The following is a 16,606-nucleotide window of genomic DNA, read 5'->3' as shown; positions in this document are numbered from 1 at the left end:
CACACATGAATCCATTTTCTGAAAGCGTTGTAAACGAACTGCGCCAGCTCCCCGATCATGGGCTGACAGCCATCATCGAAATGGCTCGCATGAAGGCTGATGTCCGAAGGCACCTGATGGAGCGATTCTCCGGTTGGCCGCTACTGCAGCAGCGAGAGTTGGAGAATCTCCGCGAGATTGGCCCATGGCTGTTCACGCCTTCCGCCCAGAACAACCTGCAAGGACAGTACGACTTTCTCTGCGACGTTGCTGGCATTGCCGGAGACGCAGTTTGCGTCTGGCTGACCAGTGCCATGTCCCCGCCTCAGTTGGCCGAGCACCTTGGCCACGCCACGACTGCGAAGGGCCCGGATGGCGGTACTTACTTACTGCGCTTTCATACGGAAATGGCGTTTCCCGTGCTTCATGCGCGCCAGGATCTCCCCGGAATATCAGACTGGCTGGCGCCGGTTCGATCATGGTGGCTGGTATTTCCCCACCGAGAGCGCAAGGCCTGGAAACACTTTACAGGTCACGGTTCGGCCAAGTCATATCGGACGCCAGCTATTCAATTGGACGAGTCATGCTGGGAGGCGCTCGCGGGCGACCCGCTCACGTACCGTCTGGCGGACCAGCTTCGGGCGCCGCTTGAAAAGAAGGGCGACCGCGAAAACTGCCATGGCACCCGGCTTGGACTCGTACATGACTTGTTAGCTGAAGCGGATCGCATCGGTCTGAGCCGACAGAGCGACCGGATCGACTACGTGACCTTGATGGCGTTGCAAGGCAAGGCGCTCGACGGTTCTTCGGCATGGAACGACGCATTGCACGAGGCGAAAGCGCTGCGCGAACCCCTGGCGCAGGCCCTGCAAGTGCGCATGCGCAGATTAAATGGTTGAGGACGCCAATGTTCGATTGGAACGACACCTTTAATGCGTGTGCAGAGAATCGCACGCTTCTCGATGGAATCTTGAATCGAGGGGCGGAGGTAACTTGCACTCGCACCTTCACGATACTTCCGCTACGGTATGGCGTCGTGGGAGGTAGCGCCGAACAGCGCAAACTCCTTCCGTCTTTGCCCGAGCATTTGAATAAGCCAAGCAGAGTGGGCAGTGTGAGCGAATCAACTTACGCCATACGCCCGCTGCGCCAGGGATTCCTGTACGTCCTTGTGCAGCGCGTGAGCGCGGGAACCTATGAATGGCACAGCCAGTACCGGGTATCGGAAGCCGGAACGCTCGCCTATATGAATGCCGACGAGCCGTGGGAGCCGAAACCCGCCGCGGGGCAGGGCATCATGGATGCATACACCGGCTGGAAGTGGATGTTCAAAGTCCATGACGTAGACGACATCAAGGATCTTCGCCTGCTCTTTAGCCCATGCCCTTTGACCAAGGAAACGCTGCGCAGATATCGCTCGCTCCCGGCAAGCAGGGATAAGTTGGTCTCGGTGGATATCGCCAAACTATCGTCGCTGCCTCCCGAAGAAATGGATTGTGTCCGCTCGCAAGACGGCGTGCTGACTTTTGATCAGCTTGATTGCGTTGCCGACTTCGCGGCTGTAAACCAGCCCCGATTGAGTACGCTGCTCAAAACGCAGGCGTTCAGTGTTCTTGCGCCACCCCTGCAGGCGACCCAGGCTGAAATGCGGCCCACGGCCGCGCACAATCGGTTCCGTGGTGCGGCCGTCGTCGTAGAGGACGCTCTCGGCATTACTCAGGAACTGAACGCCTGGCGCAATGCGAGTGTCGACGCACTCGATGCATTCATGGCGTACGAGGACAACGAAAAGCTTACCAACCATCGCAAGTTCACGATCGCTTTCGGCATTGAAAACATCAGGAAACTGGTAGAGGACGAAGCCGAGAAACTCTATTACAAGGAGCAGCAGAACTACGGCGTGCGTTACTCGGATCGCGGGTACGAGATGAGCAACAACCACATGACTTTGCAATCGCGGGGTGATTTCATCAACTTTCGCAACCCGCAGCATCAACGGCAAGTTCAGGAAGCCGCAGCCAAGGAGCGCCGTGCCAAAAGTTGGAGCAAGTACGCCGACTACATCGATGAGGAAATGCGTCAGGATTTCCTGAAGCGCTATCGGGAAGAAGTCGATAAGGCGGACGCGGCCAAAGACGCGCGGGCCTCGGACCACCTTCTCTGGCTGCAGAGCGAACCGCTTCTCGACGCGCTCGACACATTTGACCGCAACGATACCGAGCAGGCCTTGCTATTTGAAGACCAAATGGGAAAGGCTATCGCCGGCATGAATGCCACGGCGGTTGGCGAGGAACTGCTTGATCGCTGGCGCAAAGCGGGGATATCCAGAGAAAACCTGTTCTGGCGGTCGTTGGCGCAGAACCAGGAGAGCATGGAAAGCGAAGTGAATGGACTTTTCGGCGAGCGCGAGACGCTGAAATCCGTCGACCCCGTCGCGTTGCAGAACCGACTAAAGAAGCTGGCGGATCTTTACGAAAAGAGCCACGCCATGCTCGATTCGATGGCAGATGCCTCAACGGGCGGAGGTCCACCGTCCGGCTATCTGGTTGGCGGTGCAATGCTGATCAATACGCTAGGCAGCTCATTATTTCAAAGCAAGACCGCTGCCGCCATTATGGATGCTCCACTGAATAATCTCGCGGCGTCAGTGCTGCTCGCGCGCCTAGGTCGTTACGCGCAGCATTATCGTCTTGAATTGCGGTACGGCAAGGAACTGAGTCGGGGGACATTGGCACGTATGGACCGCTCCACCAGCCGGCAGTTTGATGAGGCGTTGCGGGCCGGAAAGATGGGGCCGATGACTGAGCTACGCATTGGGAGCACGCTCGTGTTCTTGGAAATGTGGAACCTCTACAACAGAATGACCGCGGAAAACAAGCGAAGCAAGGAATATGTCGAGCTTGCTGCGGCACTGCTAGCGCTTACCGCAACGGGTGTCGAAGTGGGCGCCAGCGCGGTGGGCTTTGCGGAGAGGAGCAGCAACGTTGCTGTTCAGCGAGGCGCGAAGCTGTTTGGAAGCGGGCTGCGCCTAGGGGCGGGAGTTTTGTCTGGCTCGGCAGGTGCGGTTGGTGCGTACTTTGATTTCGCGGAGTTTTCGGATCAGTGGAAAATGCGTAGGTACTCTATTGCATACGTCTATCTTCTCCGAGCCGCTGCGCAGACAGGGGCGGCGGCTCTCTCGATCACGATCGGTTTGGCATACGCAGGTCCTTATTTTGAATACTTGGTCAAAAAATTTGGCACGCAGACGAACCTTGCAAAGGCCGCCGAATTTGGATCCCGAGCCTCAGCCGCGATGGCATCGCGTATGGTGCTGATGCTTCGTTTGTTCTTTGGACTCAACGTCTTCCTGCTCGCGGTAGCGTTGTTTGAGATATTCGTTTTGCCCAACAATCTGCAAACATTTCTAGCGCACAGTTCGTTCCGAAAAGACCGTAGCAAGGGGCATCGTGGATAGTGAGATGGAAGAAATCGAGATTATGCAGCGCGCGGTAGAGAGAAAGCTCTGATGTATATATTGGAGCGAGGTTTTCAATGGTCCAAAACCTTGATGACTTATGACGAGGCTGCTGAAGAATTCAATACGAAACAACGTCAGCCGGGTCAGGCGAAACTCCATCCGCCGGATGGTGTCCACGAAGCGATTTCGGATAGCCCAGCCGATAATCTATCTCTCTATGCTCAAAACAATATTTTTATTGATGCTCGCACACCCAACGATGAAAAGAGGGGAGTGATTACGTTTTTTTTCTTCGTTTTAGGCGGAATGCTCTTATGGGCGGGGGTGACGACCATATGGCTGGCAGCAAGAGACCTTCTGACCTCGGACGGAAAGCTCGATTGGGAATTTTACGTATTTGGCCTGGTGCTTAGTCCGCTGACGGCAAACATTGTCCTTTATTTTTTTTTCAAGTTCACCATCAGATTTATCCGCTTGGAGATGTTTACCGCTCGACGCATTGTGGTTCGCTTTAATCGCGTCACTCGTAAAGTCTACTTATTGCGCCCTGAGCATCTCGGTGGCATCCGCGTCATGGACTGGGACAAGACCGAGATATTCATCGACAAAAACATGAGCGAATTGGAAGGGACTGGAGGTTTCGTTGTCTTGGTCTGGGATAGGGGTCATGGTGTGAACTTGCAGGGAACTCCCACCGACAACCTCGAAGTCACTTTTGTAGGCAAACCCACTCGCAACGCTAGCGAACTCCTAGCGTTTTGGGAGTACATTCGCCGTTACATGGAGGACGGCCCCGCCGCCGTGCCGGCCCCCAAAAAATTCGTTAGCAAGTTCCCCTGGCCCTGGCTTTCGTTCAAAGCGGCCTGGGGCTTGGACACCCAGTTTCTGCGGCACAGCGCGTTGTGGGTTTTTGTCGTTGCGAACCTGTTGATGTTGCCCGCTATCTTGATCCATGCGGCCGGCCACTGGCTTTCGCTGCTGCTTTGCTACGAACCTCGATTTCCCCGGGACATCGAAGAGGCGGGGCGATAGTCCTGACGCTGCTTTCAGCGCGCCGAGGAAGCTGAGAACTGCAGAGTTACCATCAGGATCACTTCCACCTACCTGAAAAAGTGGTGGCCTTCGAGGTGGCCTCGCGGCGTTTGGAGCAGGCCGGGCCGGTCCGGATCAGGCTGCCTTGGCTTCGCGGGCGATCAATTCGCGCTTGCGGTCAATGCCCCAGCGGTAGCCCGCCAGCGATCCGTCCGTGCGCACCACGCGGTGGCAGGGGATGGCCAGCGCGATGTTGTTGGTGGCGCAGGCGCGGGCGACGGCGCGTACAGCGGCGGGTGCGCCGATGCGTTCGGCCACTTCGGAGTACGTGGCGGTTTCGCCGAGCGGGATCTCGCACAGCGCCTCCCAGACCTTGCGCTGGAATGCCGTGCCGCGCACGTCCAGCGGCAGGTCCAGGCCGCGCGAAGGATCTTCGACAAAGCCGACCACGTCCGCCACCCAGCTTTCGAACCGGGGGTCGGCGCCGATCAGTTTCGCGGCGTGGAAGCGGTCCTGCAGATTCTGGACCAATCGGTCCGGGTCCTCGTCCAGCGCGATTTCGCAGATGCCGGTGCTGCTGGCGGCCACCAGCAGCGCGCCTAGCGAGCACTGCGCCACCGCGAACCGGATGTCCACGCCTTCGCCGTTCTTGCGGAATGCGGTGGGCGTCATGCCCAGGATGGCGGGGGCGGCTTCGTAGAAGCGTCCGCTTGAATTGAAGCCGGCGTCGTACATGGCGTCGGTGACGCTGGCGCTGTCTTCCAGGCGCTGGCGGGCGCGGCTGGCCCGCAGGGCGTTGGCATAGGCCTTGGGCGTGATGCCCGTGGCGGCCTTGAAAATGCGGTGGAAATGGAACCGGCTCATGCCAGCCTGTTCGGCCAGCGCCGACAGATCGGGCGGCTGGTCGGCTTCCAGGGCGCGGCAGGCGCGCTCCACGGCGGCGGCGTGCTGTTTGCTCAAGGGGGCGGCGGCGGGGCTCATAAGGGACTCCTGGCTCTTGCGTGATTTCGTACGCTTGGCGCTATGGTCTCAAGGCGGGCCGGCCTGCGCACTCCGCTTGTTGCGGCTGTCCCTGCCGACGGTCTCCGCATTGCCGGCGGAGCCGCGGGCGCAGGCGTCAGGCGCCGGGCGCGTAGGTTTCCAGGAACCGGCGCAGCAGGCCGGCCGCCACCGGCGTCGCGCGCACGTTGGCGGACAGCCCCGGCACGTCGAGGTTTTCGGCTGCGTAGCGGCGGCCATAGCGTTCAAGGTGGGCCCGGATGAAGTCCGGGCCGAACTCGGGGTGGAACTGGGTGGAAAAGACGTTGCGGCCGATGCGGATCATCTGGTGCTCGTCCAGGTCCGAGCGCGCCAGCACGGCTGCGCCCGCGGGCAGTTGCAGCACGGTCTGCGCGTGCAGCATCTGGGCGGGAAAGGTGGTCGGCACGCCGGCCATGAGCTGATCGCCGCCGGCCGTCGGCAGCAATTCGACGGTCTGGGTGCCGACTTCGCGGCCGGCGGGGTTGTAGCCGACCTTGCCGCCGAACGCGTGCGCCAGCAATTGATGGCCGTAGCAGACGCCAAACATGGGCAGGCCGGCCTCCAGGGCCTCACGCAGCCAGGCGGCGGTGTCTTCGCTCCAGGGTTCCTTGTCGGAGACCATGGCGGGCGAACCGGTAATCAAAGCGGCGCGGTAGCTGGAGGGCGCCTGCGGACGCTGGTCTTCGTAGACCGCGACGATGTCGACGGCGCTGGGGGTCAGTCCGGCCGCCTGCATGATTTGTTCGGCATAGCCGCCGAACTGGCTTTTGAGCGTGTCGTCCGGATCGCCGGTATGCAGGATCAGGACGGGGAGAGCAGAAGAAGTTGCGGCGGTCATAAAAGCGTGTGGATGAATAAGGGCGGCGTGAGGGGTCCCGCGACCCGGCGCGCCAGGGGCACATCATAATCCAGCGAAAATGTTCTGGTCGGCGCACGGCAATTCCCGCTCCGTCCCGGAAATACGTACAATCCGCTCAGATACTCATCCTTACAGACGATTCTCGAGACTATGTGGATTTGGCTGGGATTGGCCGCGCTGGCCCTCATCGGTGAGCTGGCGACAGGAACCTTCTATTTGCTGCTGGTCGCCTTGGGTCTGGCCGCCGGCGGTATTGCCGCCTGGCTGAATGCGGGCCTGCAATGGGAGCTGGTGGCGTGCGGCGTCGTGCTGCTGCTGGGACTCGTGGTGCTGCGCAAAACGCGGGTACTGAAAAAGCGCGAGGTCAATTCGGCCCGCAACGCCGACGTCATTTTGGACATAGGCCAGACCGTCACGGTCGAGGCCTGGTCCGACAGCGGGTCGACGCGCGTCTGGTACCGCGGCGCACATTGGCAGGCTGAACTGGCCAAGGGACATGCCGCCCAGCCCGGCGAACACACCATTACTGAATTGCGCGGCTCGATCCTCGTGCTTACTCCCAAGCGCGGCGGCTCGACATAGCAGAACGCGCCCGCGCAGCGCCGCGGGCAAACGCTGGAACCCTGGCCGGCATGGCGGGGCAGGCCAGCGCACCCACTCGAAAAGAGGCTTCACACCATGATCGATACTTCAACCATCGTGCTGCTCGTCATCGTTGCACTGGCAATCCTGATCGTCGTCAAGGCGATCGCCATCGTGCCGCAGCAGCATGCCTGGGTGGTCGAACGGCTGGGCAAGTTTGACCGCGTCCTGTCGCCGGGCGCCGGATTCGTGATTCCCTTTATCGAACGCGTGGCCTACAAGCATTCGCTGAAGGAAATTCCGCTAGACGTGCCCAGCCAGGTCTGCATCACGCGCGACAATACGCAGCTTCAGGTCGACGGCGTGCTGTACTTCCAGGTCACCGACCCAATGCGCGCGTCGTACGGTTCGTCCAACTACATTTCGGCGATCACGCAGCTGGCCCAGACGACCCTGCGCTCGGTCATCGGCAAGATGGAACTGGACCGCACCTTTGAAGAGCGCGATTCCATCAACAGCAACATCGTCTCTTCGCTGGACGAGGCGGCGCTGAACTGGGGTGTGAAGGTGCTGCGCTACGAAATCAAGGACCTGACGCCGCCCAACGAAATCCTGCGCTCGATGCAGGCACAGATCACCGCCGAACGCGAGAAGCGCGCGCTGATCGCCGCCTCCGAAGGCCGCCGTCAGGAACAGATCAACATCGCCACCGGCGAACGTGAAGCCGCCATTGCACGTTCCGAGGGCGAGAAGCAGGCGCAGATCAACCAGGCGCAGGGCGAAGCCGCCGCGGTGCTGGCGATCGCCGAAGCCACCGCCAAGGCCATCACGCAGGTTGCCGATGCCGTACGCCAGCCGGGCGGCATGGAAGCCGTGAACCTGAAGGTCGCCGAGCGTTACGTCGAGGCGTTCGGCAACGTGGCCAAGGAAGGCAACACGCTCATCCTGCCGGCCAACCTGTCCGACGTCGGCGGCATGATCGCCTCCGCCATGACCATCGTGAAGTCCACGCGCAACACCTGATACCGCGCCTTGCGGCGCGCCCGCCCATGATCGCTCCCGTTAATTTGCTTCTGATAGCAGCGCTGGCGGGAGTGCTTTCCCTTTGCGTGCTGGGGTCGCTGGCGCGCAGCGGCATGGCCGGCATCCGCGAAACTATCCGCGCCAACCTGCTCACGCTGTTGGCGTTTTCTACTTTTGCGCTGCAGAACACCAAGGCGCCGCTGTGGGCGTCCATCCTGGTGCCCAATACGGCCATCGCGCTTGCCCTCTGTGCGTACTACGCGGGCGTGCGCCGGCTGCTCGGGCTGACGGTGCCCCGGCATCTGATGACGCTGGGCTGCGTGGCCGCGCTGTCGGTCGTGGCGGTCTATACGTACGTGGACTGGCAGGTGGGGCCGCGCATCGTGGCGATGTCGCTGCTGCAGATGGGCTTCATGCTGGCCGTGGCCATCGTCGTCCAGCGCAACATGCCGGCGCACCGCTCGCGCTACAGCTACCGTTTCGTGTGGGTGGTGACGCTGATCTCCGCCGTGGTGTGCGCGCTTCGTGCGGCGGTTTACCTGGTCGAGCTGGACATGGTGTCGGCCTTTCTGGAGCCCACTTTGTGGAGCGTCGCGTTCCTGACGCTGGGGGTGCTGATCATGCCTTGCCTGACACTGGGCACCATCATGATCATCCACGACCGCATGCTGGCCGATCGCGAACAAGAGGCCAGTACTGACTTCCTGACGGGTCTGATGTCGCGCAAGGCGTGGTGGTTGCAGGCCGAGCGCTATTGCGCCCAGGCCCTGCGTATGCGCCGTCCGCTGACCTTGCTGCTGCTGGACATCGATCATTTCAAGCGCATCAACGATACGCACGGCCACGCAGCCGGCGATGCGGTGCTGCGCCATTTTGGCCTGCTGGCAACGGCTACGCTGCGTACCGGCGATCACGTGGGCCGGGTGGGTGGCGAGGAGTTCTGCGTGCTGTTTGCGGACATGCGCAGCGACGCGGTGCTGGAGGTGGCCGAGCGGCTGCTGGATTCTGTGCGGCGCACGCCGTGCGCGCACGGTGGCAGCACGATTTCGTATACGTTCAGCGCGGGTGTGGAAGACTGGATACCCGGCGAGAACCTGCAGGTGCTGTTTGAGCGGGCCGACCGCAAGCTTTATGCGGCCAAGTCGGCGGGGCGCAACCGCATCGTGGGCCCCGGCCACGAGGCCGAGCGCCCGGCGCTGCCGGTGGCCGCGTAGATCAGTCGTCCTTGCTGCGGCGGGGGGCGCGGGTGTCGTGCTTCATGATGCGTTCTTTTTCGCGCGCCCAGTCTTTTTCACGCGCGGTGTCGCGCTTGTCAAACTGCTTCTTGCCGCGGCCCAGCGCGAAATCCAGCTTGATGCGGCCGTTCTTGTAGTGCAGGTTCAGCGGCACCAGCGTGTAGCCGCGCTGCTCGACCTTGCCGATGAGCTTGCTGATTTCTTCGGCCTTGAGCAGCAGCTTGCGCGTGCGCATGGCGTCCGGGTGGATGTGCGTGGAGGCCGTGGGCAGGGGGCTGACGTGCATGCCCAGCAGGAACAGTTCGCCATCGCGCACGATGACGTAGCTTTCCTTGAGCTGCACGCGGCCGTCCCGGATCGCCTTGACTTCCCAGCCTTGCAGGACAAGGCCGGCCTCGTAGCGGTCTTCGATGAAATAGTCGTGCGTGGCCTTGCGGTTGTCGATAATGCTCATAAAGCCTTCTTGCTGGGATTCTGCGAATCTGGCTATCCGGCCGATTGCGGGTTGTTGCGAACGGGGATTGCTCGTTATTCTGCGCGATGTGCTGGTCCAGTGTTTCGGCCCATTTAGGCCCACGAAGCGCTGTGCCGGTAAAATCTTGCCATTCTAGCCATTTGCGATAGTCGATGCACAAAGTACAACGATCCGTCCTGGTGCCTTACAGCGCCGCCCAGATGTTCGACCTGGTCGCCGACGTGGAGAAGTACCCCGAGTTCATGCCGTGGTGTGGCGGCGCCGAGGTGCAGAGCCGCGACGAACACGGCATGCAGGCCTCCATCCTGATTTCCTTTGCGGGCATGAAGCAACGCTTCACCACGCGCAATACCCACGTCTATCCCGAGCGGATCGACCTGGAACTCGTGGATGGCCCGTTCTCCAGCCTGGTGGGCCATTGGGTGTTCCAGCCGCTGGCCGAAGACGCCTGCAAGGTCCTGTTCACCATGGAATATGCGTTCTCGAACCGGCCGTTGGAAATGGTGGTGGGGCCGGTCTTCAACCGCATTGCGACCAGCTTCATTGATTCCTTCACCAAGCGCGCGCAGGCCAAGTATGGCGAGTGAGGCGTCCGCGGCAGGGCAGATCGGCGTGGTCGTCTGCTACGCCTTGCCCGGCCACGCGTGGCAGCGGGAAGTGCGCCTGCCTGACGGTGCGACGGTCGAAGACGCGCTGGCCGCCAGCGGATTTGCGCAGGCGTTTCCTGTGGTCAAACCATGGGAACGGGGCGTGGGCGTGTTTGGCCGCGCCACCGAGCCGCACGCGCGTCTGGCCGATGGTGACCGCGTGGAAATCTATCGCGGGCTGACCTTCGACCCCAAGGAATCGCGCCGTCGCCGCGCCGAGCACCGCCGCACCAAGACCGCCCGCAATGGGCGCGTCAGGCCGGCGGGGCTGCTGTAGCGCGCTGCACCGACGCCCTGATCGCCACCCAGGCGTGACACCGCCGTGGCGCGTCGCCCTGTTTCCCTGCTGGCGGCCGTCGCCGGCGGCCGTCTCCGCACATTGTCGTCAATAAGACAAAACGCCCGGCCGCTTCGGGCGTAACATTAAGCCGGGTGTCCGTTTACGTTTACGTCAACGTCATGTCAAAATCGGCGGGCTGGTGTTCACGAGACGGCAGCAACGCCACCAGACAATACCGACTACAACAGGAGACAGGCTGTGGACTTGGAACTGACCGACGAGCAGCGCGCGTTTGCGCAGGCCGCGCGCGATTACGCAGAGGGCGAACTGGCTCCCCACGCCGCGCGCTGGGATGCCGAGGGCATCTTCCCCCGCGAAGCCTTCGCCCGGGCGGGCGAAATGGGCTTTTGCGCAATCTACGCCAGCGAAGATATCGGCGGCCTGGGTCTGCCGCGACTGGATGCCACGCTGGTGTTCGAGGAAATGGCGGCGGTGGATCCGTCCACCACGGCGTTCCTGACGATACACAACATGGCGACCTGGATGGTGGGCAAGTGGGGCCAGCCGGGCCTGCGGGACGCCTGGGGTCCTCTGCTCGCCAGCGGGGAAAAGCTGGCCTCCTATTGCCTGACCGAGCCGGGCGCCGGTTCCGACGCGGCATCGCTTGCCACGCGGGCGCAGCGCGACGGCGACAGCTACATCGTCAACGGGGCCAAGGCCTTCATCTCCGGAGGCGGCGACACCGACCTGCTGGTGGTGATGGCCCGCACCGGCGGCGAGGGCGCCGCGGGCATCAGCGCCTTCGCGATTCCGGCCGACAGCGAGGGCATCGGCTACGGCCGCAAGGAAGAGAAGATGGGCTGGAACAGCCAGTCCACGCGCCCCATCACCTTTGAAAACGTCCGCGTGCCGGCCGCCAACATGCTGGGCGTGGAAGGCGAGGGCTTCAAGATCGCCATGAAGGGCCTGGACGGCGGCCGGATCAATATCGGCACCTGCTCGGTAGGCGCCGCGCAAGGCGCGCTGGACGCTGCCCGCCGTTACATGGATGAGCGCCGCCAGTTCAACCGCCGTCTGGCGGAATTCCAGGCGTTGCAATTCAAGCTCGCGGACATGGCCACCCACCTGGTCGCGGCGCGCCAGATGGTGCGGCTTGCAGCCTGCAAGCTGGACGCTGGCGCGGCGGACGCGTCCACCTATTGCGCGATGGCCAAGCGCTTTGCCACCGACATGGGCTTCCAGATCTGCCTGGACGCACAACAGATCCATGGTGGTTATGGTTACCTGAAAGACTATCCCTTGGAGCGTCTGGTGCGCGATACTCGCGTTCATCAGATTCTGGAGGGCACCAACGAGATCATGCGCGTGATCATTGCCCGCCAATTGTTGGAAAAAGGAGCCGACATAAGATGAATGCACCGGTGCTGTTCGAAGAAAGATCCGCTGCCAATGGAATGCGTTTCGGCATTGCGACGCTGAATGCGCCGCAAACACTGAACGGTCTGTCGCTCGAGATGGTGGACCTGCTGGCTGACCGTCTGGACGCGTGGGCGCGGGATCCCGGTGTGGCATTGGTGGTGCTGCAAGGCGCGGGCGACAAGGCGTTCTGCGCCGGCGGCGATCTGCACGGCCTTTACCGCAGCATGCAAGAGAACGCGGGAAGGTCCGGCTGGAGCAACACTTACGCGCGCACCTTCTTCGAACGCGAATACCGGCTGGACTATCGCATCCACACCTATCCGAAGCCCGTGCTGTGCTGGGGCCACGGCATCGTCATGGGCGGCGGCATTGGCCTGATGATGGGCGCCAGCCACCGCGTCGTCAGCGAGACCTCCCGCCTGGCCATGCCGGAAGTGTCGATCGGGCTGTTCCCGGACGTGGGCGGAAGCTGGCTGCTGAACCGTATGCCGGGCCGCAGCGGCGTGTTCCTGGCGCTGACGGGCGCGCAGTTGAACACGTCCGACGCCTTCTTTGCGGGGCTGGCGGACTTCCGCCTGAACAGCGCGGACTGGCCCGCGCTGCTGTCGTCGCTGGAACAGCAGCCGTGGGCCGGGCAGGCCGCAGGCGCTGCCGAAGACGCCATTCCGCCGCGCTCCATCAACGACGGCCTGTTGCGCCGCGCACTGACCGCCCTTGAGCCGGCCACGCCGCTGGAACCCGGCCCGCTGCGCCAGCACTCGTTTGTCGTCAACAACCTGTGCAACGGCAACCGGCTGGACGACATCTACGAGGAACTGTCCTTCCTGAAGGACCACGAGGATCCGTGGCTGTCGCGCGCCGCCAAGACCATGCTGGCGGGCTCGCCCGGATCGGTGCGGCTGGCGTTCGCGCTGCAGCAGCGCACGCGCCTGCGGTCGCTGGATGACGTGTTCCGCGTCGAGTACATCGCCGCGCTGGCATGCACCGCGCATGGCGATTTTGCCGAGGGCATTCGCGCGTTGCTGGTCGACAAGGACAAGAACCCGCGCTGGAACCCGGCCGTCATCGACATGGCCACCGACGCCTGGGTGCAGAAATTCTTTGAGGAACCCTGGCCTGAGGGCGAGCCGCATCCGCTGGCCGATCTGGGGCAGGAAGGGCGCTGATTGGTCGCTGATAGAGGCCGGCCCGCCAGCCGGCCCTTGGCTTCTGCCCGTCACGCAGGTCACGCAGTTTCGCAGGTCACGATGAATCCATACCTACAGCAATAGCAACAGGAGACAAGACATCATGAGCAGCATCGCGTTTATCGGTTTGGGCAACATGGGCGCGCCCATGGCATTGAACCTGGTCAAGGCCGGCCACACCCTGAAGGTGTTCGACCTGGTGCCGGCGGCCATCAAGCTGCTGACCGACGCCGGCGCGACGGCGGCGGCGTCCGCGTCGGAAGCGGTCGAAGGGGCCGAAGTCGTGATCTCGATGCTGCCGGCCAGCAAGCACGTCGAGGGCCTGTACCTGGATCAGGATCTGCTCGGCAAGATCGCTTCGAGCGCGCTGGTCATTGAATGCAGCACGATAGCGCCCGACTCGGCGCGCAAGGTGGCCCAGGCGGCCGAGGCGCGCGGCATCGCCATGATCGACGCGCCGGTCTCGGGCGGCACGGGCGGCGCGGCCGCGGGCACGCTGACCTTCATCGTGGGCGGCGCCGAAGCCTCGCTGGAACGCGCGCGACCCGTGCTCGAGAAAATGGGCAAGAACATCTTCCATGCGGGCCCGGCAGGCGCGGGGCAGGTGGCCAAGATCTGCAACAACATGCTGCTCGGCATCCTGATGGCCGGCACGTCCGAGGCGCTGGCGCTGGGCGTGGCCAACGGTCTTGATCCCAAGGTGCTGTCGGACATCATCGCCAAGAGCTCGGGACGCAACTGGGCGACCGAACTCTACAACCCGTGGCCGGGCGTCATGGAACATGCGCCGGCGTCCAAGGGCTATGCCGGCGGCTTCGGCGTGGACCTGATGCTCAAGGATCTGGGCCTGGCGGCCGAGGCGGCGCTGTCGGCGCGTGCCTCGATTCCGCTGGGCGAGCTGGCGCGCAATCTGTATTCGCTGCACAGCGGCGGCGGCTCCGGCAAGCTGGACTTTTCCAGCATCGTCAACCTGGTCAAGCGCGAGCAGGACTGACGTGACGCCGTCCAACGCCGCTGTGGACCCGGCCTCGCGGGTCCAGGCCAGTTTCAGCCAGCAAAGCATCATGGCGCTGCTGGGCGCCAAGCTGGACACGGTCGAGCCGGGCAGGGTGGACATCGTTCTGCCTTACCGCGCCGACCTTTGCCAGCAGAACGGCTTTCTGCACGCGGGCATTTCCACCACCATTGCCGACAGTGCGGGCGGCTATGCCGCGTTCACGCTGTTCGGACCGGGCGAGGACGTGCTGACGTCGGAGTTCAAAATGAACTTCCTGGCGCCCGCAAAGGGTGATCGTTTTGTCGCGAGCGGGCGCGTGGTCAAGCCGGGCAAGCGTCTTTCGGTCTGCCAGGTGGAAATGCATGCCTACGACGGCGAACACGCCACGCTGTGCGTGATAGGCTTGCTGACCGCGGTACGCGTGACGCCGCGATGAACTCCGCGCGGGGCGCGCCGGGCCATGCCTGGCGCGCCTCGCGTCTGTCGCGCCTCGCGTCTGTCGCGCCTCGCATGGGTTTTCCGGCAATGCCAGCAAAAGAACATCATCGAATTTTCCGCAGCAACTGGCTGCGCGCCGCGGTGCTGGGCGCCAACGACGGCATCGTCTCGACAGCCAGCCTCATCACCGGCGTTGCCGCGGCCCAGGCCTCGCATGGCGCAATTCTGACTTCCGGACTGGCGGGCCTCGTGGCCGGCGCCTTGTCGATGGCGGCGGGCGAATACGTGTCGGTGCGCACCCAGGCCGACACCGAAGCCGCCGACCTGCGCATGGAACAACGCTCGCTCAAGCGCAATTCCGGCGAAGAGCTGGCCGAACTGGTGGACATTTATGTGGCCCGGGGGCTGACGCGCGATCTGGCGGAACAGGTGGCGCGCCAGCTCACCAGCCACGACGCGCTGGACGCGCACGCGCGCGACGAACTAGGCATCTCGCTGCACAACCGTGCGCGACCGGTGCAGGCGGCGCTGGCGTCGGCCGCGTCGTTCGCCGGCGGCGCCGCAGTGCCGCTGGCGGTGGCGGCGGTGTCGCCCGGACCGCACCTGATCGGCTGGGTCATCGGCGCGTCGGTGTGCTGTCTGGCGGCGCTTGGCACCATGGCCGCAAAGGCGGGCGGCGCACCCAAACTGCCCGCGGCGTTGCGCGTCACCGTGCTGGGCGCGGCGGCGATGGCCGTGACGGCCGGTGTGGGAGCGTTGTTCGGGGTGGCGGTCTGACGATGGCCGCCAGGCCTGCGCGCGCGGAAATCAGCGCGAGCAGGCCCGGAAGATCAGGGATTGATCGAGTACGGCAGCGGCGCCGCCGCGATGCGGGGACCGTCGGCGCTGGCCAGACGCAGATCGCCTTCGGGCAGCGCGGCCAGCGTGGTTTCGAACAGCACCGACACGACACCCGCGTCGGTGGCGGCCTGCACCACGCGGCCAATGGCTTCGCCGGGCTGCGCGGCGTCGAACACATCCACCCCCGCGAGCGCCGGGACTTTCAGGCCGGCGTCGGCAATGGTGCCGTAAGCCATGCGCCGTTTGACGGTGCCCCGGTAGTGGCTGCGCGCCACGACTTCCTGGCCGGGATAACAGCCCTTGGTGAAGCTGACGCCCTGGATCAGGTCCAGATTGACCGTTTGTGGAATGAAGACATCCTGCGTGGCGGCGGCAATCCAGGGAATGCCGGCCGCCAGGTCTCCTGCATGCCAGTGCGCGGCCGGCGCCAGTCCCAGCGCCTGCGTGAGCGCGCCGGATTGTTCCAGCTGCGCGTCCGAGGCGATCCACCACCAGCGCAGGCGGTCGTCGGCCGACGGCGCGACGATCCACGTGCCGGACGGCAGGTCCGCGCGCTGCCAGGTGGCGCGCGGCAACGTGCCCGTCAGGGCTTCCAGCGCGGCGGCCTGTTCCGAGGTGGCCTGCACACCGGCCACGTGCAGCGGCGCGGCGGCCAGCTTGACCTTGGCGCGCAGCACGAACATGGACAGGCGCTTGATGAGGGCCTGGGACAGGTCCTGCCGGACCATGCCGTAGAACTGGGGTGCGTCATCGGCATCGCCCGCGCCGCGCCACATGACCAGCGTGGCCAGCAGGCGGCCCTTGGCGGTGCAATAGCCGGCCAGGCGGGCGGCGTCCGGGGTCAGACCGGTGACGTCCTGCGTGAGCTGGCCGTGCAGAAAGGTGAGGGCGTCGGCGCCGGCGGCGGTGAAGACCGTCAGATCTTCCAGCGGGGCGCATTGGGCGCAACCTTCGGCGCGGACGGGAATCGAAGCGTAATAGGCGTGCATGGCGGCGGGGTTATCGCGTCATCAAAGTGCTGATGATAGCCCCGATCCCGGCACGGGCTTGCCATGTCCCCGATGGGCAAAGGGGCGCGTCGCGCCATCCGGCCCCGGTTGTGTCCCGGGCAAGGCCCGCGATCCATTAAACTT

17 protein-coding genes are annotated in these 16,606 nt (G+C 63.6%); 13 read left to right on the top strand and 4 right to left on the bottom strand.

The window, feature by feature from the left end:
* Positions 1 to 5: 5 nt before the first annotated feature.
* The 3 genes from HV681_RS04625 to HV681_RS04615 are packed head-to-tail and all read left to right on the top strand — an operon-like array spanning position 6 to position 4,471.
* On the top strand, positions 6 to 878 hold the full coding sequence (locus HV681_RS04625; RefSeq protein WP_175121918.1) for a DUF4123 domain-containing protein: 873 nt from the start codon (positions 6 to 8) through the stop codon (positions 876 to 878).
* On the top strand, positions 791 to 3,436 hold the full coding sequence (locus HV681_RS04620; protein ID WP_367647230.1) for a T6SS effector BTH_I2691 family protein: 2,646 nt from the start codon (positions 791 to 793) through the stop codon (positions 3,434 to 3,436). The genes HV681_RS04625 and HV681_RS04620 overlap by 88 nt, the downstream gene beginning before the upstream one ends.
* 51 nt (positions 3,437 to 3,487) lie before the next feature.
* Positions 3,488 to 4,471 (top strand): DUF6708 domain-containing protein, encoded by a 984-nt coding sequence (locus tag HV681_RS04615; protein WP_175121916.1) that lies wholly within the window; start codon positions 3,488 to 3,490, stop codon positions 4,469 to 4,471.
* Between the two features lie 135 nt (positions 4,472 to 4,606).
* Here HV681_RS04615 and HV681_RS04610 read toward each other — a convergent pair whose 3' ends face one another.
* Both HV681_RS04610 and HV681_RS04605 read right to left on the bottom strand, forming a co-directional pair.
* Positions 4,607 to 5,452 (bottom strand): bifunctional transcriptional activator/DNA repair enzyme AdaA, encoded by an 846-nt coding sequence (locus tag HV681_RS04610; protein ID WP_175121915.1) that lies wholly within the window; start codon positions 5,450 to 5,452, stop codon positions 4,607 to 4,609.
* 136 nt (positions 5,453 to 5,588) lie between these two features.
* Positions 5,589 to 6,329: a glutamine amidotransferase gene (locus HV681_RS04605; RefSeq protein WP_175121914.1), complete on the bottom strand. Its 741-nt coding sequence runs from the start codon at positions 6,327 to 6,329 to the stop codon at positions 5,589 to 5,591.
* 171 nt (positions 6,330 to 6,500) lie between these two features.
* Here HV681_RS04605 and HV681_RS04600 point away from each other — a divergent pair, with 171 nt between their 5' ends.
* From HV681_RS04600 to HV681_RS04590, 3 genes are all read left to right on the top strand, one after another.
* Entirely contained in the window at positions 6,501 to 6,932 is a 432-nt protein-coding gene (locus HV681_RS04600) for an NfeD family protein (RefSeq protein ID WP_175121913.1), read from the top strand.
* Positions 6,933 to 7,028: 96 nt separating this feature from the next.
* Positions 7,029 to 7,955 (top strand): SPFH domain-containing protein, encoded by a 927-nt coding sequence (locus HV681_RS04595; RefSeq protein WP_008167745.1) that lies wholly within the window; start codon positions 7,029 to 7,031, stop codon positions 7,953 to 7,955.
* A 26-nt stretch (positions 7,956 to 7,981) separates the two neighbouring features.
* Positions 7,982 to 9,169, top strand: coding sequence for a GGDEF domain-containing protein (locus tag HV681_RS04590; protein WP_175121912.1), 1,188 nt, complete (start codon positions 7,982 to 7,984; stop codon positions 9,167 to 9,169).
* A gap of 1 nt (position 9,170) precedes the next feature.
* On the opposite strand, the gene smpB is transcribed toward HV681_RS04590, so the two are convergent.
* Entirely contained in the window at positions 9,171 to 9,680 is a 510-nt protein-coding gene (smpB, locus tag HV681_RS04585; protein ID WP_224776897.1) for an SsrA-binding protein SmpB, read from the bottom strand.
* Between the two features lie 137 nt (positions 9,681 to 9,817).
* On the opposite strand from smpB, the gene HV681_RS04580 reads away from it, so the two are divergent.
* The 7 genes from HV681_RS04580 (at position 9,818) to HV681_RS04550 (ending at position 15,410) form a co-directional block, all read left to right on the top strand.
* Positions 9,818 to 10,252, top strand: a complete 435-nt coding sequence (locus tag HV681_RS04580; RefSeq protein WP_175121911.1) for a type II toxin-antitoxin system RatA family toxin — start codon at positions 9,818 to 9,820, stop codon at positions 10,250 to 10,252.
* Positions 10,242 to 10,589: an RnfH family protein gene (locus HV681_RS04575; protein WP_175121910.1), complete on the top strand. Its 348-nt coding sequence runs from the start codon at positions 10,242 to 10,244 to the stop codon at positions 10,587 to 10,589. The genes HV681_RS04580 and HV681_RS04575 overlap by 11 nt, the downstream gene beginning before the upstream one ends.
* Before the next feature lie 261 nt (positions 10,590 to 10,850).
* The gene (locus HV681_RS04570) at positions 10,851 to 12,005 is read left to right on the top strand and encodes an acyl-CoA dehydrogenase family protein (protein ID WP_175121909.1); all 1,155 of its coding nucleotides are present in this window, start codon (positions 10,851 to 10,853) and stop codon (positions 12,003 to 12,005) included.
* A complete protein-coding gene (locus HV681_RS04565) occupies positions 12,002 to 13,177 on the top strand; it encodes an enoyl-CoA hydratase/isomerase family protein (protein ID WP_175121908.1) in 1,176 nt (391 codons plus the stop codon). The genes HV681_RS04570 and HV681_RS04565 overlap by 4 nt, the downstream gene beginning before the upstream one ends.
* A 124-nt stretch (positions 13,178 to 13,301) precedes the next feature.
* Complete coding sequence (gene mmsB / locus HV681_RS04560; protein ID WP_175121907.1) at positions 13,302 to 14,192, top strand: 3-hydroxyisobutyrate dehydrogenase; 891 nt, start codon at positions 13,302 to 13,304, stop codon at positions 14,190 to 14,192.
* A 1-nt stretch (position 14,193) separates the two neighbouring features.
* A complete protein-coding gene (locus HV681_RS04555; protein WP_175121906.1) occupies positions 14,194 to 14,631 on the top strand; it encodes a PaaI family thioesterase in 438 nt (145 codons plus the stop codon).
* Positions 14,632 to 14,720: 89 nt separating this feature from the next.
* On the top strand, positions 14,721 to 15,410 hold the full coding sequence (locus HV681_RS04550; RefSeq protein ID WP_175121905.1) for a VIT1/CCC1 transporter family protein: 690 nt from the start codon (positions 14,721 to 14,723) through the stop codon (positions 15,408 to 15,410).
* A gap of 53 nt (positions 15,411 to 15,463) precedes the next feature.
* Here HV681_RS04550 and ygfZ read toward each other — a convergent pair whose 3' ends face one another.
* Positions 15,464 to 16,462 carry a CAF17-like 4Fe-4S cluster assembly/insertion protein YgfZ gene (gene ygfZ, locus HV681_RS04545; RefSeq protein WP_175121904.1) on the bottom strand — a complete coding sequence of 333 codons (999 nt, stop codon included), beginning with the start codon at positions 16,460 to 16,462 and terminating at the stop codon, positions 15,464 to 15,466.
* Positions 16,463 to 16,606: the final 144 nt, after the last annotated feature.

Origin of the sequence: Achromobacter animicus (assembly GCF_902859585.1) — a bacterium.
Lineage (GTDB): Bacteria > Pseudomonadota > Gammaproteobacteria > Burkholderiales > Burkholderiaceae_B > Achromobacter > Achromobacter animicus.
The sequence above is the reverse complement of the archived record's forward strand: the minus strand, read 5'-3'. Positions and strand labels throughout refer to the sequence as shown.